Source organism: Burkholderia sp. BCC1640, assembly GCF_902833125.1.
In the GTDB taxonomy this organism is placed as follows: domain Bacteria; phylum Pseudomonadota; class Gammaproteobacteria; order Burkholderiales; family Burkholderiaceae; genus Burkholderia; species Burkholderia diffusa.
In genome coordinates, this window is sequence record NZ_CADFEF010000032.1 from 26220 (window position 1) to 48114 (window position 21895).

General features: G+C 67.8%; 22 protein-coding genes. 9 read left to right on the plus strand and 13 right to left on the minus strand.

Annotated features, from left to right (window positions below; genetic code table 11):
• Positions 1 to 36: 36 nt before the first annotated feature.
• The 3 genes from HWX25_RS27390 to panE form a co-directional block, all read right to left on the minus strand.
• Entirely contained in the window at positions 37 to 978 is a 942-nt protein-coding gene (locus HWX25_RS27390) for an ABC transporter substrate-binding protein (RefSeq protein WP_175911577.1), read from the minus strand.
• Positions 979 to 1096: 118 nt separating this feature from the next.
• Positions 1097 to 2056 carry an AraC family transcriptional regulator gene (locus tag HWX25_RS27395; protein ID WP_059819402.1) on the minus strand — a complete coding sequence of 320 codons (960 nt, stop codon included), beginning with the start codon at positions 2054 to 2056 and terminating at the stop codon, positions 1097 to 1099.
• A 286-nt stretch (positions 2057 to 2342) separates the two neighbouring features.
• A complete protein-coding gene (panE, locus tag HWX25_RS27400) occupies positions 2343 to 3281 on the minus strand; it encodes a 2-dehydropantoate 2-reductase (protein WP_175911578.1) in 939 nt (312 codons plus the stop codon).
• Positions 3282 to 3538: 257 nt separating this feature from the next.
• Between panE and HWX25_RS27405 the strand changes: the two genes are divergently transcribed.
• On the plus strand, positions 3539 to 5092 hold the full coding sequence (locus HWX25_RS27405) for a methyl-accepting chemotaxis protein (RefSeq protein ID WP_059526701.1): 1554 nt from the start codon (positions 3539 to 3541) through the stop codon (positions 5090 to 5092).
• A 28-nt stretch (positions 5093 to 5120) separates the two neighbouring features.
• Here the strand turns inward: HWX25_RS27405 and HWX25_RS27410 are convergent, their stop codons facing one another.
• Positions 5121 to 5798 carry a response regulator transcription factor gene (locus HWX25_RS27410; RefSeq protein ID WP_175911579.1) on the minus strand — a complete coding sequence of 226 codons (678 nt, stop codon included), beginning with the start codon at positions 5796 to 5798 and terminating at the stop codon, positions 5121 to 5123.
• Positions 5799 to 6171: 373 nt separating this feature from the next.
• Here HWX25_RS27410 and HWX25_RS27415 point away from each other — a divergent pair, with 373 nt between their 5' ends.
• A complete protein-coding gene (locus HWX25_RS27415; RefSeq protein WP_059468385.1) occupies positions 6172 to 6663 on the plus strand; it encodes a hypothetical protein in 492 nt (163 codons plus the stop codon).
• Between the two features lie 98 nt (positions 6664 to 6761).
• Here the strand turns inward: HWX25_RS27415 and HWX25_RS27420 are convergent, their stop codons facing one another.
• The 8 genes from HWX25_RS27420 to HWX25_RS27455 form a co-directional block, all read right to left on the minus strand.
• Complete coding sequence (locus HWX25_RS27420; protein WP_059819405.1) at positions 6762 to 8183, minus strand: sigma-54 dependent transcriptional regulator; 1422 nt, start codon at positions 8181 to 8183, stop codon at positions 6762 to 6764.
• Between the two features lie 112 nt (positions 8184 to 8295).
• Positions 8296 to 8880 carry a hypothetical protein gene (locus HWX25_RS27425; protein ID WP_175911580.1) on the minus strand — a complete coding sequence of 195 codons (585 nt, stop codon included), beginning with the start codon at positions 8878 to 8880 and terminating at the stop codon, positions 8296 to 8298.
• A gap of 161 nt (positions 8881 to 9041) precedes the next feature.
• On the minus strand, positions 9042 to 10748 hold the full coding sequence (locus tag HWX25_RS27430) for a chemotaxis protein CheA (protein WP_175911582.1): 1707 nt from the start codon (positions 10746 to 10748) through the stop codon (positions 9042 to 9044).
• A 44-nt stretch (positions 10749 to 10792) separates the two neighbouring features.
• Positions 10793 to 11074, minus strand: coding sequence for a hypothetical protein (locus HWX25_RS27435; protein WP_082750668.1), 282 nt, complete (start codon positions 11072 to 11074; stop codon positions 10793 to 10795).
• A gap of 75 nt (positions 11075 to 11149) precedes the next feature.
• A complete protein-coding gene (locus tag HWX25_RS27440) occupies positions 11150 to 11740 on the minus strand; it encodes a hypothetical protein (RefSeq protein WP_175911584.1) in 591 nt (196 codons plus the stop codon).
• A 111-nt stretch (positions 11741 to 11851) separates the two neighbouring features.
• Positions 11852 to 12178, minus strand: a complete 327-nt coding sequence (locus tag HWX25_RS27445) for a hypothetical protein (RefSeq protein WP_059819692.1) — start codon at positions 12176 to 12178, stop codon at positions 11852 to 11854.
• 1119 nt (positions 12179 to 13297) lie between these two features.
• The gene (locus HWX25_RS27450; RefSeq protein WP_175911586.1) at positions 13298 to 13630 is read right to left on the minus strand and encodes a hypothetical protein; all 333 of its coding nucleotides are present in this window, start codon (positions 13628 to 13630) and stop codon (positions 13298 to 13300) included.
• Positions 13631 to 13656: 26 nt separating this feature from the next.
• Positions 13657 to 13821: a hypothetical protein gene (locus tag HWX25_RS27455; RefSeq protein ID WP_175911589.1), complete on the minus strand. Its 165-nt coding sequence runs from the start codon at positions 13819 to 13821 to the stop codon at positions 13657 to 13659.
• Here HWX25_RS27455 and HWX25_RS27460 point away from each other — a divergent pair.
• Positions 13820 to 14074 (plus strand): hypothetical protein, encoded by a 255-nt coding sequence (locus HWX25_RS27460; RefSeq protein WP_175911590.1) that lies wholly within the window; start codon positions 13820 to 13822, stop codon positions 14072 to 14074. The two genes, HWX25_RS27455 and HWX25_RS27460, sit on opposite strands and share 2 nt — an antisense overlap.
• Before the next feature lie 12 nt (positions 14075 to 14086).
• On the opposite strand, the gene HWX25_RS27465 is transcribed toward HWX25_RS27460, so the two are convergent.
• Positions 14087 to 15013 (minus strand): AraC family transcriptional regulator, encoded by a 927-nt coding sequence (locus HWX25_RS27465; protein WP_059692145.1) that lies wholly within the window; start codon positions 15011 to 15013, stop codon positions 14087 to 14089.
• A gap of 183 nt (positions 15014 to 15196) precedes the next feature.
• On the opposite strand from HWX25_RS27465, the gene HWX25_RS27470 reads away from it, so the two are divergent.
• The 6 genes from HWX25_RS27470 (at position 15197) to HWX25_RS27495 (ending at position 21726) form a co-directional block, all read left to right on the plus strand.
• Positions 15197 to 15658: a (2Fe-2S)-binding protein gene (locus tag HWX25_RS27470; protein WP_059468378.1), complete on the plus strand. Its 462-nt coding sequence runs from the start codon at positions 15197 to 15199 to the stop codon at positions 15656 to 15658.
• Positions 15659 to 15660: 2 nt separating this feature from the next.
• Positions 15661 to 17871, plus strand: a complete 2211-nt coding sequence (locus HWX25_RS27475; protein WP_175911591.1) for a xanthine dehydrogenase family protein molybdopterin-binding subunit — start codon at positions 15661 to 15663, stop codon at positions 17869 to 17871.
• 449 nt (positions 17872 to 18320) lie between these two features.
• Positions 18321 to 18719 carry a winged helix-turn-helix domain-containing protein gene (locus HWX25_RS27480; protein WP_059526731.1) on the plus strand — a complete coding sequence of 133 codons (399 nt, stop codon included), beginning with the start codon at positions 18321 to 18323 and terminating at the stop codon, positions 18717 to 18719.
• A 359-nt stretch (positions 18720 to 19078) separates the two neighbouring features.
• Positions 19079 to 20257 (plus strand): type III secretion system cytoplasmic ring protein SctQ, encoded by a 1179-nt coding sequence (gene sctQ / locus HWX25_RS27485; protein WP_175911592.1) that lies wholly within the window; start codon positions 19079 to 19081, stop codon positions 20255 to 20257.
• Between the two features lie 3 nt (positions 20258 to 20260).
• Positions 20261 to 20935: a type III secretion system export apparatus subunit SctR gene (gene sctR / locus HWX25_RS27490; RefSeq protein ID WP_044847619.1), complete on the plus strand. Its 675-nt coding sequence runs from the start codon at positions 20261 to 20263 to the stop codon at positions 20933 to 20935.
• Positions 20932 to 21726, plus strand: coding sequence for a lytic transglycosylase domain-containing protein (locus tag HWX25_RS27495; protein WP_175911593.1), 795 nt, complete (start codon positions 20932 to 20934; stop codon positions 21724 to 21726). The genes sctR and HWX25_RS27495 overlap by 4 nt, the downstream gene beginning before the upstream one ends.
• The last annotated feature ends 169 nt before the right edge of the window (positions 21727 to 21895 follow it).

Consider the following 21895-nt stretch of genomic DNA (forward strand, 5'->3'; position numbering starts at 1 on the left):
CCGGGCCGCCGCCCTTCGCGTAGCGTTGCGCGTCGCTCACCAGCTGAATCCCTTCGCATTGCCGCGATCGACGACCTTCACGTCGACCGGAATCGCTTTCGGCACCGTCGCGCCCCACTTGCGCGCGATCGCGATGCCGAGCGCGATGCGCACCTGATCGGCCGGGAACTGCGCGGTCGTCTCGATGAACTTCGAGTTCGGCTTCTGGATCGCGGCGATCGCCTCAGGCGCGCCGTCGACGCTGGTCAGCTTGATGTCCTTGCCCGATCCCTCGATCGCGGCGAGCGCGCCCATCGACCCGCCGTCGTTCACGCTGAAGATGCCCTTCAGGTTCGGATGCGCGGAGATCATGTTCTCCGTCACCGACAATGCGGTCGCGCGCTCCTGCTTGCCGTTCTGCGTGTCGACCAGCTTCACGTTCGGGAATTTCGCGAGGCCGGCCTTGCAGCCGCGTACGCGTTCGAGAATCGGCACGACCGGAATGCCGTCGAGGATCGCCACCTCGCCGCTGCCACCGATCGCCTTCGCGAGGTATTCGCACGACATCACGCCCGCGTCGTAATTCTTCGAGCCGACAAACGAATCGACCGGGCCGTTCGCGTTCGCGTCGACGGCCACGACCACCGCGCCGGCCTTCTTCGCCTGCGTGATCGCCGACTGGATGCCGGTCGAATCGGTCGGATTCACGAGCAGGATGTCGATCTTCTTCTGCAGCATGTCCTCGACGTCGCTCACCTGCTTGCTGACGTCGTGATGCGCGTCGGTCACGACGACCTGCGCGCCGATCGACGCGGCCGCGTCGTTCAACGCCTTCTGCATCGTCACGAAATACGGATTGTTCAGCTCCTGGAAGGTCATGCCGATCCGCAGCGGCGCCGCATGCGTGACCATCGGGAACCAGGTTGCGACAGCTGCCGCGGCAACGGCCGCGATGCGTGCGGCGCGGCGGCGGGATGAAGCGGGCGATGCGTGCGTCATGACGGTGTCTCCGGATATGTGCGGTTTTTTCGTGGGTGAGCGAGCCCCTCGCGACGCGAACGGCGCGATGGGCTGGGTGAAACGGCAAGGAAAAGTCAGTCGGGCGAACGCCCGGCGATCATCCCGGCTGCGGTACGAGCCCGCGTGCATCGGGCGTGACCACGCGCGGCGGCATCGGGTTGCCGGTGGGCGCCGCATGCAGCGCGAGCTCGCGGCTGCGTGCGTTCAACCGCTGCAGCGCGCGGAATTCGGTCGGCGCCATCCCCTTCACCGCGCGGAACTGGCGGTTGAAGTTGGACACGTTGTTGAAGCCGGCCTGGAAGCAGATGTCGGTGATGTTCGCGTCGTCGGCGAGCAGCATCTGGCATGCGGATTCGATCCGCAGCCGGTTCACGTACTGGACGAACGGCAACCCGGTATGGCGATGGAACGCGCGCGAGAATGCGCTGACGCTCTGCCCGGTCAATTGCGCGAGATCGGATTCGCGCAGCTCGGACGCGAGATTCTTGCCGATATACGACAGCGCGTGGCTGAGCCGCGTGGGCGTCACGTGCGCCTGGTCGTACGCGGGGCTTGCGAGCAGCGTGCGTTCGGCCGCGCCGCACAACCGCTCGAGGATCGTCATGAACAGCGCGATGCGACGCATCCCGCGCGCGGTCAGCAGCTCGTCGAACAGCGGTGCGATCGCGGCGCTCGTGTCGTCGTCGAAGCCGACGCCGCGCCGCGCGTCGTCGAGCAGCGCCTGCGCATCGCGGCATTCGGGAAACGCGTCCATGCAGCGGCGCACGAACGACGGATCGAACTGGATCACCAGATTGCGGCGCTCGACGGTTTCGCCTTCGGCCATGTCGCTGACCCAGTTGTGCGGCAGGTTCGGGCCGAGCAGCACGAGATGGCCGGGGCCGAACGAGCCGATATGGTCGCCGACGAAATACTTGCCGCTCGTCGCGACGATCAGGTGCAGTTCGAATTCGGGATGGAAATGCCAGCGGATCGTGCGGTACGGATAGCCGTGCGACCAGACCTTGAACGACTCGTCGCGTCGCACGTCGACCACTTCCAGATCGGGATGCATCATCCTGGCGTCTCCATTCCCATGTCTCGCTGGCCGGGCCGCTCGGCGGTTCGCCGCGTGAGTCGTGCGGCAACGCGACCGGTCGCATGGGAAGCAATGTAGGTCGATCGCGTGCGCGGCTCCACCAACTTTACGCCTGATTTTCGATACTTTTTTGCGGGTTGCGGGTAGAAAGGGGCGCGAAACGCAAAATTGTGCAGTGCGGCACCTCGCCGACCGAGCGCCGGCGGGCAGTACGCGCGCGCCGCAACACGGCCGCCGGGCGGGTCGACGACGGCCGCTGCCGCGGCTACGCCGCCGCGCTTTCCCGCGCGACACGCACCTCGTACGCCTTGAGGTGGTTGTACGCGATCCGCAGCAACGACAACGCATCCGCCGCCTGCGGGTCACGGCGGGCAAGCAGGTCGCCGATCACGTGATCGGCTTCGACCCGTGCGCGGTTTTCGACGTCGCGCAGCATCGACGCGGTCAGCGGCGACGGCGTCAGCACCATCCGCTGCATCCGCTCGACCGCGGCGGAATCGGGCCGGTAGCCATTGTGCGCGGCGATCGCGCTGCATTCGTCGAGCATCGTCTCGAGCAGGCGGCGGCCGTCCGGCGCGGCGAGAATGTCGCCGATCGAACCGCGAAACAGCGACGTGCTCGCCGCGAGCGTCGCGAGGAACACCCACTTGTCCCACATCCGCGCGGCGATGTCGTCGCTGAGCGTCGCATCGAAACCCGCGCCGCCGAGCACGTCGCCCACCGCGCGCACGCGCGCCGATTCTCCGCCGGCGAGTTCGCCGAACGACAGCCCTGCCGTGTCGTTCAGATGCACGATCCGCTGCTCGCGATCGAGCGTCGCCGCGATCACGCAGAGGCCGCCAAGCACCTGCGCGGCATCGAACCGGTCGCGCAGCACGTCGAGATGGCGCATCCCGTTGAGCATCGGCAGGATCAGCGTCGACGGCCCGACGAACGGCGCGAACGATGCGATTGCATCGTCGAGGCTGTACGCCTTGCAGCTGAGCAGCACCAGGTCGAACGGCGCGGCCGCGTCGCTCGCGCGCAGCGTCTGCACGTTCGCGAGCGTCAGGTCGCCGCGCGGGCTGCGGATCAGGAGCCCGTCGCGCGCGAGCGCGGCCGCCCGGCCGTCGCGCACCAGAAACGTCACGTCGCGCCCCGCCGCCGCGAGCCGGCCGCCGAAGTATCCGCCGACCGCGCCGGCCCCCACCACCAGAATTCGCATCGTTGCCTCCTTTCGGGTTGGTTCGACGCCGCCGCCGTTCGCCCGACCGTCGGGCACGACGCGCAACCGCCATCGCCCGACAGTATAGCGACGCCGAATATGTATATGCATAGATACCCGCACCGCGCTCGGCGGTATCGCGGCGCTGCCGTTTCTAAGGGATTTCCCGCCTACGGCAACGTTCGTTTCACGCCGTCAAAGAATTATCCCGTCACGCCGTTCCGGCGCGCTTGTTCGACCGACCGACCTCACTACCCATGCGCACCCTTTCCCTGAACCAGAAACTCGCCTCGATGATCGTCATCCTGTGGCTCGGCCTGCTCGTGATCGCCGGCATCGGCGCATGGCAGACGCGCGCATCGATGATCACGGATCGCCGCGACCAGCTTGCGTCGCTGGTCGCGCAGGCGACGAACGTCGCCGACCATTACTACAAGCTGTCGCAACAGAACGCATTGCCGGAAGCCGACGCGAAGCAGAAGGCGCTCGAGGCGATCGCGGCGATGCGCTACGGCACCGACGGATATGTCTCGATCAACGATTCGAAGCCGGCGATCGTGATGCATCCGATCAAGACCGAGCTCAACGGCAAGGACGTGTCGAATTTCACGGATCCGAACGGCAAGCATCTGTTCGTCGAGATCGTGAAGGCCGGCAACGTGGACGGCGGCAAGGGTTTCGTCGAGTATCTGTGGCCGAAGCCAGGCGCCGACAAGCCGCAGGACAAGACCAGCGCGGTGCAGCGCTTCGCGCCGTGGGACTGGTATCTCGTGACGGGCATGTACATGGACGACGTGCGTTCGGCCGTGCTCGCGAGCGTCGGCCGCTGGCTCGCGATCACGGCCGTGCTCGGCGCGATCGCGACCGCCGTGATGGTGCTCGTGCTGAAAAGCGTGCGCGCGAACCTCGGCGGCGAGCTCGAAGTGGCGCTCGACGCCGCGCAGCGTATCGCGCAGGGCGACCTGACCGCGCGCGTGAGCGTGAAGCAAGACGACCGCGGCAGCCTGCTGCATGCACTGCATACGATGCAGAACGGGTTGATCGACATGGTGTCGCGCGTGCGGACGGGCACGGAGAACATCAACGTCGGCGCGAGCGAGATCGCGTCGGGCAACACCGATCTGTCGCAGCGCACCGAGGAACAGGCGGCCGCGCTCGTGCAGACCGCGTCGAGCATGGACCAGATGACCGCGAACGTGAAGCAGAACGCTGACAGCGCCGCCCAGGCCGCGACGCTCGCGGGCCAGGCCGCGCAGGTCGCGACGCGCGGCAGCGAGGTGGTCGACGATGTGGTGCGGACGATGAACGAGATCACCGACCGCTCGCACAAGATCGGCGACATCATCGGCGTGATCGACGGCATCGCGTTCCAGACCAACATCCTCGCGCTGAACGCGGCCGTCGAAGCGGCGCGCGCGGGCGAACAGGGCCGCGGCTTCGCGGTGGTCGCGGCCGAGGTGCGCTCGCTCGCGCAACGCTCGGCGACGGCCGCGAAGGAGATCAAGTCGCTGATCGTATCGTCGAACGAAACTGTCGAACACGGCGCGACGCTCGTCACGCACGCGGGCGAGACGATGGCCGAGATCGTGCAGTCGGTGCGGCGCGTGAACGAGATCCTCGACGAGATCAGCCATGCGTCGCGCGAGCAAAGCGCGGGGATCGAGCAGGTCAACCGCGCGGTGGGCGAGATGGATCAGGTCACGCAGCAGAACGCGGCACTCGTCGAGGAGGCCGCGGCCGCCGCGCATTCGCTGCGCGACCAGGCCGAGGCGCTGCGCGACGCCGTCACGCGATTCGCGTTGCCGGCCTGACGTCGCCTCTTCCGCGCGTCTTCCACGCTTACCCCGCTCCGCCCGGCCGGCTCAGGGTCATGAAACCGCCGAACCCCATCCCGGCCGCCCGCTGGACCAGCTCGATGTCGTTGGTCGCGCCGAGTTTCTTCATCGCGCTGATCTTCTGCGCGCTGACCGTCTGCTTGCCTTTGTTCAACCGCTGCGCGATCGTCTTGATCGGCAGGCCGGCCAGATAAAGGCGCATCACCTCGATCTCGCGCGTCGACAGTTTCACCGATGCCTGGTCGTGCTCGGCGACCGCATCGAGCGCGCGCCGGACGAGCGGCGACTGATAGCGCCCGCCGCTGTAGCTCGAATGGATCGCGGTGACGATGTGACCGACTTCGTCGAACTTGCTGACGAGGCTCGCGCCGCCCTTCGCGAGAATCGAGCGAAAAATCACCGGATTCTCGTTCCCCACCAGCGCGACGACCCCGACGTTCGGGCGCGTGCTGTGCAGCCAGTCGAACAGTGCGATACCGTCCATCTGCACGTCGCCGCGAATCGGATAGTCGACCAGCACGATGTCGCAGTCGACGCTGCCGAGCGCCTCGATCAGATCGCCCGGGGTCCGGGAGACGCCGACCAGATCGATCGCGCACGCGTCGCCGGCAATGTGCTCCATGCCCGCGAGCGTCAGCGGCGAGTCGTACGCGAAAACAGTGCGAATTCTGAATTTCCCCATGCGCAGTCCCAGAAGTTTCGCCGGGCCGCACGTCGCGGAATGCGTGCGCGGCGGATCGGCATTGAATCAACGTTTGGGATATTTTTATCCCGGACATCATTCTAGGCAGCAACGCACGGCCGGGATATGGGGCGCCGTCTGAATTGGTCCGTGCTTGCGTGATACGAGTTTGATATCGGCGCCGGTCAGACCGTCCGGCGGCAGCCGGGGTCGGCCGGACGGCCGACGTTGCGGGTCGCGCGGGCCGCACGGACGGCCCGCGGGGTAAAATTGCGGCCTTTGCATGCCACTCCGGGCGACCGGCCAGGGGCAGCGCGCCATTCCCGGCCGCGCGCCCGCCCGTTCGCCGGCTGCCCGTACTCCCGCTTTTCCCATGACCGAATCCGATCTGCAATCCGACGACACCACCATCCACGAAGACGGCCTCTGGCGCGACAACGGCTGGACGGCCCGCATCATCAAGAATGAGGACGACGACGGCTGGGCCGTCGAGATGATCAAGGACGGCGAAGCCGAGCCCGCGCTCGTCGGCCCGTGGACGATGGGTCGCGACAAGAAGAATCCGAAGCCGATGGACGCGAACGCGTTCCGCACGCTGGTGAAGACCGCGACCGAGGTGTTGATGCGACACGAGCAGCAACGCCGTGCGATGCTGCACAAGGAAGTGACGGTGCAGGACGACGACGGACAGGATGTATCGGTCACGCTCGACATCGTGCCGGACGAGTTCGAGCCGTATGCGCAACTGAAGGCGTTCGACCCGTACGGCGAGCTGCTGGCCGACGCGAAGGTCTCCGCCGGGTTCAAGCTCAACAAGGCCAGTGCCGCACGCTGGGTCGAATCGGGCTTCGAACGGCCGGCCTGACGCCACGGGCCGGCACCCGCGCGATGCCGGCCACCTGCCCGCGCGATGCCGGCCACCTGCCCGCGCGTGCGCAATCCGCGCTACCTGCTCAATCCGCGTCAGCCGTGCAGGCCGTGCGCGGTCATCAGGCGGTACAGCGTCGCGCGCGAGACACCGAGTTCCGCCGCGACGTCGGCATGCTGACGCCGATGCCGCAACAGCGTTTCCTCGATCGTGCGCCGCTCGGCCTGGCGGCGTAATTCCGCGAGCGTCGGCGGCCGGTGCGACGTGTACTGGTTCAGTTCGAGATCGACGGCCGAGATCAGCGGGCCATTCGTCATCACGACCGCGAAGCGGATCCGGTTGATCAGTTCGCGCACGTTGCCGGGCCATGCATAGTTGTGGATCGCCTCGATCGCGCACGGCATGAAGCCGCGAATCCGGTGCGCGCTGTCGCCGCGATAGCGCCGCAAGATGTGATCGGCGAGCAGCATGATGTCGCGGCCGCGCGCGCGCAGCGGCGGCTCGTCGATGCGCAGCACGCACAGCCGGTAATACAGGTCCGCACGGAACCGTCCCGCCTGCATCGCGGCCTCGAGATCGACGTGGGTCGCGGACACGATCCGCACATCCACCGGAATCGACGTGTGTCCGCCGAGCCGCTCGATCTTGCCCTCCTGCAGGAACCGCAGCAGGCTCGCCTGGCTCTCGAACGGCATGTCGCCGATTTCATCGAGGAACAGCGTGCCGCCGTGCGCGGACTCGATGCGGCCGATCTTGCGCTGATGCGCGCCGGTGAACGCGCCGCGCTCATGACCGAACAGCTCGGCCTGCAGCAGCGTCGTCGGAATCGCCGCGCAATTCACGGCGACGAACGGCGCGTCGGCGCGCGACGAATGCTGATGGATCGCCGACGCGGTCAACTCCTTGCCGGTGCCGGATTCGCCGGCGATGAAGACGGTGGCCTCGGTGTTCGCGACCTTGCGGATCGTCGCGAACAGACGGCGCATCGCGTCGCATGCGCCGATCATCGTACCGCCGGGCGGCGCGGCGTCGACGGCCGGATCGCCTTCCGCCAGTTTCAGCATCCCGTACGCATGGCCGACGAGATAACCGATCGTCGTATCGGCCGTCGCATCGCGGGCGTAGCCGAAGCAGCACTGGCGGATCAATCGCGCGATGGTGGCATCGCGCAGTCGCTCGTCGTCGGCGATCGCGACCCAGCCGATCCGCGGATCGCGCAGCAGCGCCTCGAACGACGCAACGTCGGGCGACGCGAAATCGTCGAAATCGACGATGCCCGCATGCAGGCGGTTCGCCTTCACGAGATTGAGTGCGTCCGCAACTGATTTCGCGCGCCACACGTCCCAGCCGCGCGACGCGAGACAGTCGACGAGCCCCGCATCGGGACACGGCGACAGATACACGAGCGGGCGTGACGGCACGCCATGGTGACGCCGGACCGCGACGAACGGTGGCGTGCATGGCGCCCGCTCACCCTCCTGCGGGCCTGACAGTCTGATCGGGCAGCAATGGTTCACGATGGCCTCGCCGCATGGGGTTGTCTGGCGGAACGGGCGGCGCGAAACGATGCGCGGCAGGCCTCCCTGCCCACGCGCGACGCTGCCTGCATGTCCGCTCGGGAAAGTTTCGTCATCGGCAGAACACGACGCGCTGCATGTAGATCTGCGGTTCGACGACGGGCCGCGCGGCCTGGTTGAGGTCCTCGCGATAAGCACGGTAGGTCTTGCCGTTCACCGTCACTTCCGTCGCAGGCGCCGTCTCGATCGTGTTCAGCCCTTTGCGCTGCCAGTCGCTGACCCGCGCCGACGCCGACAAGCTCGACTCGCCGGCGATCTTCTGCGTGATCGCGCTGCTGTCGCTCCACGGCTGCGTCTGCATGTCCTCCGCGTGCTGCATCGCGCCGATCGTCTTGCCGGTCGGCGTCGGCCCGTTCTGCGCGTCGAACGGCGCGCCACGACCGTACACCGGCGATTGCCACGACGGTGCGTGCCCCTCCGCCGGCATCATGTAGATCATCTGCGGATCGCCGACCATCATCATCGGCACGCATGCCGTGTTGTCCGGGCGGCCGAGCGTCGTCAGCGCCTGCTGGACGCTCGCGGCATTCGCGAGGGTCTGCTCGCTCAGGATGACAAAGACCGCAGGGTTCTGGAAAACCGACTGCGCGGCGGCTTGTGTGCCGACCAGCAGCAGCGCGACCAAAAAGATCCTCATGATTGAGGCCTCCTTGTACCCTCGTCAGGCAAAAAGAGGTGTTGACCTCGGGGAAGGGACCAACACCCGTCAAACTTGCGACGTGCGTCGCGTCGCGTCGCGGATCCCGGCGGCGCCCGTGCGACCGGCATGCCGAGCGCACGGGCGCCTTGTCCGCATGCTTACGACGACGTGCTCGTCGAGATGACGGTCGGCACCGGCATCACCGGCGCGGCCGGGGCGGCCTGCTGGTCAACCGTGGCCGGCATGTCGGCGGGCGGTGCGGGCGTGGCAGCGGATTCGACCGCGTCCGTCGCCTTCGCGTCGGCAGCCGGCGCGTCGGCAGCGGCCGCTGCGGCGGGCTGCGCGGCTTCCGGTGCGGGCGCCTCGGCTGCTGCCTGCGATGCCGGTTCGGCGGCCTTCGCATCGGCTGCGGGCGCGGGCGTTGCGGCGTCCGCGGTCCGCGATGCGGCGTCGGTCGCCGTCGGTCCGGATTGCGCGATGTCCGGCGTCTTCGTGTCGGCGGCGGGCGCTGCCGCGGCTTGCGCGGCGGTGTCGGTTGCAGACGGTGCAGGTTCCGGCGCCTTGTCGGCAATCGTCGGCGCGGGTTGCTCCGGCGCCTTCGTATCGACCGCAGGCGTCGCCGCGGCTTGCGCCGTGGTGTCGGTTGCGGCCGGCGTGGGTGCCGGCGCCTTGTCGGCAACCGCCGGCACGGGCTCCTTCGCCTTCGTATCGACCGCAGGCGTCACCGCGGCTTGCGCCGTGGTGTCGGTTGCGGCCGGCGCGGGTGCCGGCGCCTTGTCGGCAACCGCCGGCGCCGCAACGATGGCGGCAGCCGGCACCGTACTCACCGCGGCAGGTGCGACGGCAGGCGCGGCACTCGTCACGGCCGGTGCGGCGGTCGGTGCAACGGCAGGCGCGGCACTCACAGCCGGTACTGCCGCCGCAACCGGTGCGGCAACGGCGGCAGGCACGACGGCAGCCGTTTGCGTCGCCTTCACGGCGGCCGCCTGTGCTGCGGCAGGCACCGCGCCGACGGCCGGCGCGGCGATCGACGGCGCGGGCACCGGCACCGGGATCGGCGCCGCCTGGACCGCGGTCGTCGCCACCGGGCGCGTCTGCACGGGCGCGGCGGCGTCCAGCGGCGGCAGGCCCATGCGGCTGCGCACGATCGGATCGCGATACTTCACATCGTCGGCCACGGTCGCTTCGACGGCGGGCGCCACGTTCGAGCGCGCGAGCGGCGCGGTCGTGCCCGGGCACAGGTGACCGGTCGCTTCCACCGCACGCCGGTTCGCATCGCTCTGGCAAAGCAGCGCGAGCGCGACGTCGGTCAGCCCCATCGCGCGGAATTCACGCGCGTCGAGACGACGCACGCATGCCTGATCGACCAGGGTCGTGCCGCCCGTCGCGCCGAAGCCCGGAAACGACACGCCGACGCTCACCGAGCCCATGCAGGTATCGGACAGCGTGGTCGTGAGACCCGGCGCCTGGATCGCGGGGTTCGTCTTGATCGTCTGGGTACCCGAGTAGTTGACGTTTTCCGACGTCTGGGTGTTGAACGGATTAGTCCCAGGCGAGCCCGCCGACTGGAGCGAGCTCACGCTCTGCGGTGTCACGTTCGAGCCGCCGCTCGTGGAAGAAGGCAAGTTCAAGTTCACCTGCACGCTCGAATTGCCGCTGCCACGCACCCCGCTGCTGCTGGTGGCGCTCCCGCCGCGCGAACTCGTGGTGTTCGTGTTCATGCTCGAGCCACCGCCCTGGCTGATCGCCGTCGACGACGTCGAGGACTGCGCGCTTGAAGTCGAGTCGGCGGTCTGCGCTTGGGCACCGATCGTGGCCATCGCGAACATCGCCGCACATGCCACCCTGATCTTGTTGCTGTTCATTTCAATCTCCGGACGTGGTTTGACCTCCCACCCAGGCAACCGTATTAATTCCCCTGAATTCCTTCAGTTTTGCCTGCTTCCCCGAACTGCTTCCAGCCACTGCCCAGCTGGGACCATGAACCGCCCGACATGCCCGGCCATTGCGGGGCCGCCGATGCGCCGATGGCACTGCCCGACGAAAGCGTGTGTTGTTGTGACGGTTTGGTTGTCTGGTCAGGGTTGTTTGACGTTTGCACATTCGATTGCACGTCGTCGGCAGCACGGTCAGCGCCATACGCCGTCAGAGACGCGAGCATCAGAGCGGCGGCAATCAGTTTCTGCTTCATGCCAACTCCTTACGGTGACAACAAGGTGAGGAAAGAGACCAGCGTCGTAGGGAAGCTGGCCCCCCGACACCCGGATCAGGGACTGCCGGCGGTCGCGCCGGAACTGCCCTGGCTGCCGCCCGATGCGAACGGCGATCCGGCCGGACCGGTGCCCCATACCGTCGACGAGTTGAAGTGGTTCGAGCCCGCGACCGTTCCCGACCACCCACTGCCCGCCATGCCGGCGGCACCTGCGTTGGCAATGCCGTTGTCGTTCGCGCCGGTTGCCGTGTAGTGGTTTGCGCCGAGTACGATCGTGGCGGTCACCCCTCCCGACAGCGCATTGGCGTTCTCGCTCGTATTGCCGGTTCCACCGAACGAGCTTGCGGCACCGATACCGCCGCCTGCCGCGAACGCGCCTCCGTTCGTGCCCCAGCCGCTGGCCGTCGAAGTCGAGTCGTGATAGGCGGATGCCGTGCCGATGGAGCCGGCGGGTGTCACGGTACTTCCGGCGTTCGCGCCCGCCACCGAAGTCGAGTTGCTCGTGTAGCTGCCGGTACCGACCAGCACCGAACCGGAGACGCCTGCCGCGACGGATTGCGTCTGGTTGAATGTCGTCGGACCTGCCGCCAGCACGGCTGACGATAGGACGGTGAGCGCTGTCGCTAAAATGACGTTGGCTTTCATAGCAATTCCTTGCTGTGAGGAAGTTCGGTGGCCGGGTCGCCGGGTCCGCCCTCGCGGGACGAAACCCGGCATCCGTGCCACCTGTCCATGACGAACGCTATGCGCCGCGGCTTAGTAGTGATACATCGTCCAGCCGGTCGAGCCGGCATTCGCACCGCTGGACCCGCCAGCTTGTGCGCCGCCGAAGCCGAAGCCGCTCACCGTCGACGTGTTGATGTGGTTCGTGTACGAGATCGAGCTGCTCGCGCCGCCGCCGGCCGTTGCACCGGCGGCGCCGAGCGCCGCGCCCGAATCGGTTGCGGTGAAGTGACCGAACCCGACAACACCGGCCATCGTCTGGCCACCGCTCGACGAGTTGCTGGTGGAGGTCGTGCCGCTCGCTGCGAACGCTGCACCCGAAACCGCCATCACTGCTGCTGCAATCAGAAGCTTCTTCATGGTCGACTCCATAACGGCGTGGACGGAACAAGCGAGGAAAGCTGCACGCCTTCAACTTCCCTGCCTCGAGCAATCCCTAAAAATAAGGATCACTATCCAATCACAAAGCAACGATTCATCTCGAATCCGAGACCACGTAACCTTTGGCCAGTCGAAGTTCAGGTTAGTATTTTTTAGTTTTCCGAATTTTTTATATAAATTCTCGATATCTCATATCGATTTTTAAAAATCAGAAAACAAATCGCTTCACGCACCCGAATGCAGGCATTCGACATCCAGAACTGGTTTTTTCGAAATTCGCACCCGCGACACACCGGCACACGGCATTCGCTTCAGCGATCGAAAATGCGTGAAAATGGTTAAGTACCGAAAATGCAGCGCCATCCAAAACATGCACGTCATCGTGGCGATAACGGGCCTGCATGACGGTCAGTCGGCATCGCCTCTCCCTGAGCTATCGATCAATAATCTTCCGGGTCATCCGGCCATCGGATATTCGAGCGAGTCCGGCGAGCGCCGGCATTTGCCCGGCGCACTCGATACGGCCCTGCACGGTCGAAGTCGAGTCGGGGTCAAGCTGTCCGGCACGAACAGCCCGGTCCACCCGGACGCGCTGAATGAAAGGGAGCACCGCTGTCGGCCGGTTGTCATGCGGAACGACAGGCGTTCCAGCACGTGCAACACGCGGATGCCGGGAAACCGGCAACGAACCCGCGAGGCTGGCACTGCATCGCGAGCCGTACTCCGAGCTGTCCGACTACCCCACGGATGCGCAAGGAATGCGCGGAACGAATGACTGCTTCTGGTCTTCATCGCTGTTTCCCCGACTGCTTATTGACGAACGCGTCGCCCCCCATCTTTGTCGCATCAGGTCGACCGCTCGCCGGTGCGTCCAATGTCGCAAGCGGCATGCCATGCGTGATTCCACCGACGGTTACTTGACGCGTACCGTCCGCGACGCCCGGCCATGTCGCCGGGAATCGCATTTTTTGTTTCAGGAATGTATCGCGACAACCGTGGGCGGCTTGCGCCGATCATTGAATGCCGCGAAGCAATGCCGGAAAAGGCGGACGAATGCGGCCTGCGGGGCGTCGCGCAAGGGGGTGACGAACGGGTGTTTCATACTTGAGAAGTGCGGGGTCGCAGATTGCGGCCGATCCGCACATCGGCCCCTGCCAAACCGCCTGCTGCGGCTCGTTCGACAGCGTTCGCATACCTGAGAAACGACGAATCGAAACGCGCGGCACCCGATGCAGCGGAGCCTGCACGGCGGATATCGCCAAGCTTCCGGCTGTGCACGCCGGCCGCCGCGAAACGCAATTGATTCATCCGTGAAAATACCGACGGGATCAAGCGTCGACCGACAATGTGAACGCGCGGCAAAAAACGGCAATTTCGGTGCAGGCCGACATGGCGTTCGCGCTGCCGGCATATCGGAAAAGATGACAGCATGTGCCGCACGAACCCTTCAACACCCTTTATCCATTTTTACTGGCGTCATTCAATTCGGCGACATTCGATGTCGATAACCGCCGCGCGCCAATCGCCGGATAAGGACGCACGATGCGCGCGAGAAACATTTCCGATGCGATATCGGCCGCGAATCTCATCGCTGAAACATGTTCGTGCAAAGCGTGATTCATGAAGAACATTCGTGACGGCGCGACTTTTTTGCGCGTTTCGACCGGCCGGTTCGAATGCTGCCGGCAGTTGCCACACCGGTTCACGCAATCCACGGATGCATGCGTGAAACAGAAGTTCGTGCGCGCCGTGGCAGCGCCGTCCGCTGCTCCCTCGCATCCGCATGCGGCAACCCTGGCACGCCGCTTGAATGTCGTCCCGATTCGGCACGCCGCGCAGCGCGCGACGAAGCCACGCGCGATGCAATCGAAATGAACCGCGCCACCGCTATGTGCCGAGCAATTCCTTCTTGCGCAGATGCACGACGTCGCGCATCGGCGGCGCGCCGAACAGCCGGCTGTATTCGCGGCTGAACTGCGACGCGCTTTCATAGCCGACGGTCGCGGCCACGGACCCGACGTCGCCGCCCTGCCGCAGCAATAGCCGCCGCGCTTCGTGCAGCCGCAGTTGCTTCTGATACTGCAGCGGGCTCAGCGTAGTCACGTGCTTGAAGTGATGGTGTAGCGACGACACGCTCATGTTGACCGCCTGCGCGAGCGTGTCGACGCGCATCGGCTCCGCGTAGTGATCGCGGATCCATTCGATCGCGCGTGCGATCCGGTGCGTCTGGCTGCCGGCGACTGCCATGTGCCGCAGCCGCGTGCCCTGCCCGCTCGTCATCAGCCGGTACAGCAGTTCCTTTTCGATCAGCGGCGCGACCACCGGAATGTCGGCCGGCGTATCGAGCAGCCGCAACAGCCGCAGCGCGGCATCGAACAGCGGCGGCGTCAGCTCGGCAAGCGCGATGCCCTCGCCTTCGGGGCCGGCATCCGGCTCCGGCAGCCGCATCTCGGCCGCGAGTTCGACGATGCGCTGCGGATCGAGCGTGAGCGACAGGCACAGGTAAGGCGCGTCCGGCGACGCCTGCGTGACGCGCGAGAGAATCGGCAAGTCGATCGACGCAATCAGGCAGTTCCGCGTGTCGTATTCGTAAGCCTGGCCGCCCACGATCACACGCTTCGCGCCCTGCGCGGCGATCACGAGCGCGGCGCGCGACACGCCGCAGCCGAGATCGACCGGATGCCCGTGCCGGTGCAGCATCAGCGCCGGCACGGCCGTCGAGTGGGAGCCGTCGGTCGGCGCGAAGCGGGCGATCAGCGATGCCAGTTCGCGCCGCCCGGATTCGCGCGACGCCGCGATATCGGTCATGTCCATGACGGGTTCCTCGCTTCGTTTCCCTGAATCGCGCGAGCATAGCGAATCGCTCGCCGCCGCGCCGGGGACTTGCAGGATTGTTCAATAAATTTGCAGGATTGGGTAGACGCAAAAAACGCGCGCTCGCGCACACTGCCCGCTAACCGGGCGCATGCCGGGTTTTCCCCATGGAGACATACCAATATGCCTACCTCGTTTGTCCTCAACGGCAAGAACGTTACGCTCGACGCCGATCCGTCGATGCCCGTCCTCTGGGCGATCCGCGAGCACGCGGGACTGACCGGCACGAAGTTCGGCTGCGGCATGGCGCAGTGCGGCGCGTGCACCGTCCATCTCGAAGGCCAGGCGGTGCGCTCGTGCGTGCTGCCGCTCGCCGGCATCGCGGGCAAGCACGTCACCACGATCGAAGGCCTGCAGAGCAAGCCCGCGCAGGCCGTGCAGGCCGCCTGGGTGAAGCTGCAGGTGCCGCAGTGCGGCTATTGCCAGTCCGGCCAGATCATGTCGGCCACCGCCTTGCTCGAACAGAACCCGAAGCCGACCGACGCGGACATCGACGCCGCGATGAACGGCAACATCTGCCGCTGTGCGACCTACGCCCGCATCCGGGCCGCGATCCACGACGCGGCCGCGACGCTGGGAGCCTGACCATGACGATCGAACTCGACAATCGCGATTCGGTGCGGCCGTCGCGCCGCACATTTCTGAAGGCCGCGGGCGCCGCGGCCGCCGTCAGCCTGACGATCGGTTTCGAATGGGCCGGCCTCGGCCGCCGCGCGCTCGCCGCGACGGCCCCCGCCGCCGACTTCGCGCCGAACGCATTCCTGCGCATCACGCCCGACGGCGCGGTCACCGTCATCGCGAAACACGTTGAAATGGGCCAGGGTGCGTACACGGGCATCGCGACGATCGTCGCCGAGGAGCTCGACGCCGACTGGTCGAGCGTACGCGTCGAAAGCGCGCCGGCCGACGCGAAACGCTACGCGAACCTCGCGTTCGGCACGATGCAGGGCACGGGCGGCAGCTCGGCCATGTCGAACTCGTGGCAGCAACTGCGCGAAGCGGGCGGCAAGGCCCGCGCGATGCTCGTGTCGGCCGCGGCGGCGCGCTGGAAGGTGCCGGCCGGCGAACTGACCACCGCCGACGGCGTCGTCACGCACGCGAAGAGCGGCAAGACGGCCGCCTACGGCACGCTGGTCGCCGACGCATCGAAACTGCCGGTGCCCGACAAGGTCACGCTGAAGCAGCCGGCCGACTTCAAGCTGATCGGCCATCGCATTCCGCGCGTGGACGGGTCGGCCAAGTCGAACGGCACCGCGCATTTCACGCTCGACACGACCTTCCCCGGCATGCGCGTCGCGCTGCTGCAGCGCCCGCCGCGCTTCGGCGCGACGGTCAAGTCGTTCGACGCGACGGCCGCGAAGGCCGTGCCGGGCGTGGTGTCGGTCGTGCAGGTGCCGGGCGGCGTGGCGGTCGTCGCGACCGGCTTCTGGGCCGCGAAACAGGGCCGCGACGCGCTGAAGATCGACTGGGACGAAACGAACGCCGAGAAGCGCGGGTCGGCGGAGATCATGCGCGAGTACCGGCAGCTCGCGGCGAAACCCGGCGCGTCGGCGCGCAAGGATGGCGACGCCGATGCGGCGATCGCGGGTGCCGCGCGCAAGGTCAGCGCGACGTACGAATTCCCGTATCTCGCGCACGCGCCGATGGAGCCGCTCGACGCGGTCGTCAAGCTGACCGCGAACAGCTGCGAGATCTGGGCCGGCGACCAGTTCCAGACGGTCGACCAGGGCAACGCCGCCCGGGTCGCGGGCCTGAAGCCCGAGCAGGTGCAGATCCACACGCTGTACGCGGGCGGCAGCTTCGGCCGGCGCGCGAACGCGTGGTCGGACTACGTGGTCGAGGCCGTGTCGATCGCGAAGGCGCTCGGCGCGGACGGCAAGCCGGTCAAGCTGCAGTGGACGCGCGAGGACGACATCCAGGGCGGCTTCTATCGCCCGATGTACTTCCACAAGCTCGACGCGGGGTTGACCGCGGACGGCAAGCTGGTCGGCTGGCGCCACCGGATCGTCGGCCAGTCGATCCTCGCCGGCACGCCGTTCGAGGCGTTCATGGTCAAGAACGGGATCGACGCGACGTCGGTCGAGGGCGCGGCGAACCTGCCGTACGCGGTGCCGAACGTATCGGTCGAACTCACGACCACCAAGGTCGGCCTGCCCGTGCTGTGGTGGCGCGTGGTCGGCAGCTCGCACACCGCCTACGCGGTCGAGGCGTTCATCGACGAAGCCGCGCACGCGGCCGGCAAGGATCCGTACCTGTTCCGCCGCGACCTGCTCGAGAAGGAGCCGCGGATGCGCGCCGTGCTCGAGCTGGCCGCGCAGAAGGCCGGCTGGGATCCGGCGAAGCCGCTGCCGAAGGGCCGCGGGCGCGGGATCGCGGTGGCCGAGGCGTTCAAGAGCTATGTCGCGCAGGTCGCGGAAGTGTCGATCGACGCCGACGGCAAGGTGAAGGTCGAACGCGTGGTGTGCGCGGTCGACTGCGGGATCGCGATCAACCCCGACATCGTCGCCGCGCAGATGGAAGGCGGCATCGGCTTCGGGCTCGGCGCGGCGCTGCATAGCGCGATCACGCTGAAGGACGGCCAGGTCGAGCAGCGCAACTTCGACGGCTATCACGTGCTGCGGATGGCGGAGATGCCGAAGGTCGAGGTGCACATCGTGCCGTCGGCCGAGGCGCCGACCGGCGTCGGCGAGCCGGGTGTCGCGCCGGTAGGCCCGGCGGTCGCCAACGCGATCTTCGCCGCGACCGGCAAGCGGCATTACGTGCTGCCGTTCGATTCGGGCGATACGGCGAAGGCTTGACGGGCAAGTGAAACGCCGGCCGCGCGGCGGGAGTGTCGCGCGGCCGGCTTTCTTTCTGCCGGGGCAGGTCCCGATGGCGCTTTCGAAATCGGCGAAAAGCTGCCCAACCCGTTGATTCGACGTGGCAATCCGTCCGGCGCGGGACGGTTCGATGCCGGTTTCACCGTCCGGCCGTTGCCCGGCTTGATCGGCCTAAGTCTCCGCCCCCACGTAACACCGCCCGTAACGCCCGTAACGTTCCCCCCGGATGCTACGTAACAATCCTTCAATGTTGCTCCGACCCTTCCGAAGCCCGCCGCGCATCCCGCGTTAAAAATTCTTTTAGATTCAAGGCCGGCGCGCCGCCAGCCCCGCCCCCGCCCCCCATCGACGCCCGACGGACCATCCCTGGCCCGGAAGTTGCGGTACATGACCCGCAAACACTCCTTTACGGACATGCGAGGGCCAACATGGATTGCAAATACCTGTACATCGACAATATAAAAATCAACTTCGTGCGCCGCACGATCGAAATCGACAACAAAGTCGTCGACGTCACGCCGCGTGAATTCGACGTCGTCGAATTCCTGCTCGACAACATGAACAAGATCGTGCCGCGGCAAGCGATCCAGGAAGCGGTCTGGGGCCGCGAGCTCGGCGTGTCGTCGCGCACGCTCGACACCCACATCTCGCGCATCCGTTCGAAGCTGCAGCTCGATCACGACAAGAACCTGCGGATCATCCCGATTTATGCGGTCGGCTATCGGCTGGTGCTGTTCGGCGCGGCCATGACGCACGTCGAGCGCCACGACGCGGCGCCGATCCTGCGCGCCGCGCCGCAGCAGGCGCTGGCTGCCGACTACGCGTAACGCGTCACGGCTCACCCGCGCGCCGCCACTGCGCGGCGCGCCGGCAAGACTCCCCACCGCGCCGCACGTCCGCCGTGCGGCGCCGCGCGGCCCGGCACGCGTGCCCCGCCGCGCCACGACCGCCGCCTCCGGGCGGCGGTTGCCTTTGTGCGCGCGACGCGCCGCACGCGGCCACGCCGCCGCGCAGCAGGCTTCGTAGCTCGCCGCCGCCCGCGCGGCCGGCGGATGCGCGCGACTACGGATTCCGGCGCGGCACGCGGCCGGCGCCGTCCCTACAATCGACGCAGCAGCCGCGCGCCCCCTGCGCCGCCGGCCACAACAACCCGTCGAACCAACGCCGAATCCGCCCCGATCCCGCCGTGCCTGCGCTGTCCCTGACGAATGCCGACGCCGGCGACGCCGCGAACCGGGCCTCGCCCGCCGCTGCCACCCCGCCCGCCGCGGCGCCCGCCATCCCGCCCCCGCCGGCCGCGGTCGCGCTCGACGCGTCGCCGTGGCTGCCGCGCCTGTCCGCCGCCGCCGCGCGCGGGCTGTCGCATGCGTACGGCGCCACGGGCGCGGTCCCGGTCACGCTCGGCGAACACGCGTACGAGGTGCGCTGGCGCGTCGACGCCGAACCGGCCGCCGACGCGCACGCGTACCGCTTCGTCATCGGCCCGGCCGCCGGCACGCTGTGGATCGATCCGGTCGCGGAAAACGCATGGCTCGGCGACGCGGCCGACCCGGCCGTGCCGGCCGTGATCCGCGCGGCGCTGCTCGCCGACCTCGCCGCGCCGCTCGCGGCGGTGCTGCAAGCCGCGACACGGCAGCGCGTGGAACTGCTGCCGCCGCCGGCGAGCGTGCCCGCATGGCGCACCGCGCCGGCCGCGCTGCGCTTCGAACTGCGTCGCGCCGACGGCGCATGGCGCTGCCACGGCGCGCTGCTGTTCGATGCGCCGGACGCGCTCGCGGTGTTCTTCGCGGCGCCGGCGGCCGCGCGGCCCGACACGCGCGCCGCGTATGCAAGCCTGCCGGTGCCGCTGGTTTTCGAGATCGGCCGGACCGAGCTGACGACGGCCGAGCTGGCCGACGTCGTCAGCGGCGACATCATCGCGATCGAGCGCTGGCGCGCGCACGAGCAGAACCTGCTGTGCGTGGCGCGGGTGCCGGCCGCGCCGGCGTGGGAGATCACCGGACGGCCGTCGGGGAACCGGCTGACCGTCGAACGAATCAGGGAGATGCCTTTGGAACCGACCCGCACCGACACCCCGCCCGCCACCGCGACCGCGCACGATGCGTCGCCCGACGATGCGCCGCGCTCGCTCGACGGCCTCGCGGTCGACCTACGCTTCGAATTGCCGCCCACGTCGATCCCGCTCGGCGAACTCGGCACGCTGCAGCCCGGCGCGGTGATCGAACTGCAGCAAGGCATCAACCAGAGCGTGATCCATCTCGTCGCGAACGGGATGCTGATTGGCACCGGCCATCTGATCGCGGTCGGCCAGAAGCTCGGCGTGCGCGTCGTCACGCTGACGCAGCCCGCGCCGCGCGAGCGCTGAACGATGGGCAGCCTGCCGAATCCGGTCGCGCTGATCGCGGTGATCGCCGCGCTCGGCATCGCGCCGTTCGCGGCGCTGATGGTGACGAGCTACACGAAGCTCGTGGTCGTGCTCGGCCTGCTGCGCTCCGCGCTCGGGATCCAGCAGGTGCCGCCGAACCTCGTGCTCAACGGCATCGCGCTGATCCTGTCGCTGTTCATCATGGCGCCGGTCGGGATGTCGATCCGCGACGCGCTGCAAGCCCGCCACTTCGACGCATCGGGACAATTGTCGACCGCCGACATCGGCGCGCTCGCCGATGCCGCGCTGCCGCCGGTCAAGGATTTCCTGGTGTCGCACACGCGGCAGCGCGACCGCGAATTCTTCGTGCGCACCGCGACGTCGGTCTGGCCGAAGAACCGCGCGGACGGCATCAAGGACGACGACCTGCTCGTGCTGGTGCCGAGCTTCACGCTCGCCGAGCTGACGAAGGCATTCCAGATCGGTTTCGTGATCTACATCGTGTTCATCGTCGTCGACCTGCTGGTCGCGAACATCCTGCTCGCATTAGGCATGCAGATGATCTCGCCGACGACGATCTCGGTGCCGTTCAAGCTGCTGCTGTTCGTCGCGCTCGACGGCTGGTCGCTGCTCGTGCACGGGCTCGTGCTGTCGTATCGCGTGGCGGGGGCGGGATGAGCGCGCGCGGCCCGCGCGGCGTCGTCGCGAGCCTGTGCGCGATGCTCGCGCTGACGCTCGCATGCGCGGGCATGCAGCCGCGCGGCGCGCACGCGGCGGGCAGCGCCGCGGGCTTCGCGCAGCTCGCGCGCGCCTGCGCGCCGAACGTCGATCCCGACACGCTCGCCGCGCTCGTGCGCACCGAATCCGGCTTCAATCCGTATGCGATCGGCGTGGTCGGCGGCCATCTGACGCGCCAGCCCGCGTCGCTCGACGAAGCACGCGCGACCGCAAGCGAGCTGGCCGCGCGCGGCTTCAGCTACAGCGTCGGCCTTGCTCAGGTTAACGAACGAAACTTCGCGAAATACGGCCTCGACGACACGACGATGTTCGAACCGTGCCGCAACCTGCGGGCGGGCGGCGCGATCCTGACCGAATGCTTCGCGCGCTCGTCGAACACCGGCCGCTCCGCGCAGGCCGCGCTGCGCGCGGCGCTGTCGTGCTACTACAGCGGCAACTTCACGACCGGGTTCTCGAGCGGCTATGTGAGCCGCGTCGTCGCGAGCGCGCAGCGCAACGCACGCGAAGGCGGCGTCGAACCGATTCCGGTCGTGCGCGACATGCCGCCGCCCGCGCGACAACGGCGCATGGACGCGGCCGCCACCACACCGCCCGAGCGCGCGCGCAGGCTCGCGTCGCCCGCGGCCTCCGCCGACGCGCCGTCGTGCCATGCGCGACCGGTCGTGATGATGTGTCGCGGATTGTCGGCGAGCCAGGCGAAGCGGCTGTGCGTGCGGTGCCTCGACCAGTAACGGCGCGCGGCCCGTTTTCCGGGGCGGGAACATCGGCCGCGCAGCCCCAGGCACGCCGCCGGCGCGGGGCCGCGCGCGTCTCGTAGCGCACCGTAGCCGTGCGCGGCGGCCGGCACGCCGCGCTACGAAACGGCGAGGATCCGGCCGCAATTCGTCTCCCTACACTCGT

Coding starts and splice junctions, on each gene's coding strand:
- HWX25_RS27390 (WP_175911577.1), bottom strand. CDS start 978: ATGACGCACGCATCGCCCGCTTCATCCCGCCGCCGCGCCGCACGCATC.
- HWX25_RS27395 (WP_059819402.1), bottom strand. CDS start 2,056: ATGATGCATCCCGATCTGGAAGTGGTCGACGTGCGACGCGACGAGTCG.
- panE (WP_175911578.1), bottom strand. CDS start 3,281: ATGCGAATTCTGGTGGTGGGGGCCGGCGCGGTCGGCGGATACTTCGGC.
- HWX25_RS27405 (WP_059526701.1), top strand. CDS start 3,539: ATGCGCACCCTTTCCCTGAACCAGAAACTCGCCTCGATGATCGTCATC.
- HWX25_RS27410 (WP_175911579.1), bottom strand. CDS start 5,798: ATGGGGAAATTCAGAATTCGCACTGTTTTCGCGTACGACTCGCCGCTG.
- HWX25_RS27415 (WP_059468385.1), top strand. CDS start 6,172: ATGACCGAATCCGATCTGCAATCCGACGACACCACCATCCACGAAGAC.
- HWX25_RS27425 (WP_175911580.1), bottom strand. CDS start 8,880: ATGAGGATCTTTTTGGTCGCGCTGCTGCTGGTCGGCACACAAGCCGCC.
- HWX25_RS27430 (WP_175911582.1), bottom strand. CDS start 10,748: ATGAACAGCAACAAGATCAGGGTGGCATGTGCGGCGATGTTCGCGATG.
- HWX25_RS27435 (WP_082750668.1), bottom strand. CDS start 11,074: ATGAAGCAGAAACTGATTGCCGCCGCTCTGATGCTCGCGTCTCTGACG.
- HWX25_RS27440 (WP_175911584.1), bottom strand. CDS start 11,740: ATGAAAGCCAACGTCATTTTAGCGACAGCGCTCACCGTCCTATCGTCA.
- HWX25_RS27445 (WP_059819692.1), bottom strand. CDS start 12,178: ATGAAGAAGCTTCTGATTGCAGCAGCAGTGATGGCGGTTTCGGGTGCA.
- HWX25_RS27450 (WP_175911586.1), bottom strand. CDS start 13,630: ATGCTGTCATCTTTTCCGATATGCCGGCAGCGCGAACGCCATGTCGGC.
- HWX25_RS27460 (WP_175911590.1), top strand. CDS start 13,820: ATGAAGAACATTCGTGACGGCGCGACTTTTTTGCGCGTTTCGACCGGC.
- HWX25_RS27455 (WP_175911589.1), bottom strand. CDS start 13,821: ATGAATCACGCTTTGCACGAACATGTTTCAGCGATGAGATTCGCGGCC.
- HWX25_RS27465 (WP_059692145.1), bottom strand. CDS start 15,013: ATGGACATGACCGATATCGCGGCGTCGCGCGAATCCGGGCGGCGCGAA.
- HWX25_RS27470 (WP_059468378.1), top strand. CDS start 15,197: ATGCCTACCTCGTTTGTCCTCAACGGCAAGAACGTTACGCTCGACGCC.
- HWX25_RS27475 (WP_175911591.1), top strand. CDS start 15,661: ATGACGATCGAACTCGACAATCGCGATTCGGTGCGGCCGTCGCGCCGC.
- HWX25_RS27480 (WP_059526731.1), top strand. CDS start 18,321: ATGGATTGCAAATACCTGTACATCGACAATATAAAAATCAACTTCGTG.
- sctR (WP_044847619.1), top strand. CDS start 20,261: ATGGGCAGCCTGCCGAATCCGGTCGCGCTGATCGCGGTGATCGCCGCG.
- HWX25_RS27495 (WP_175911593.1), top strand. CDS start 20,932: ATGAGCGCGCGCGGCCCGCGCGGCGTCGTCGCGAGCCTGTGCGCGATG.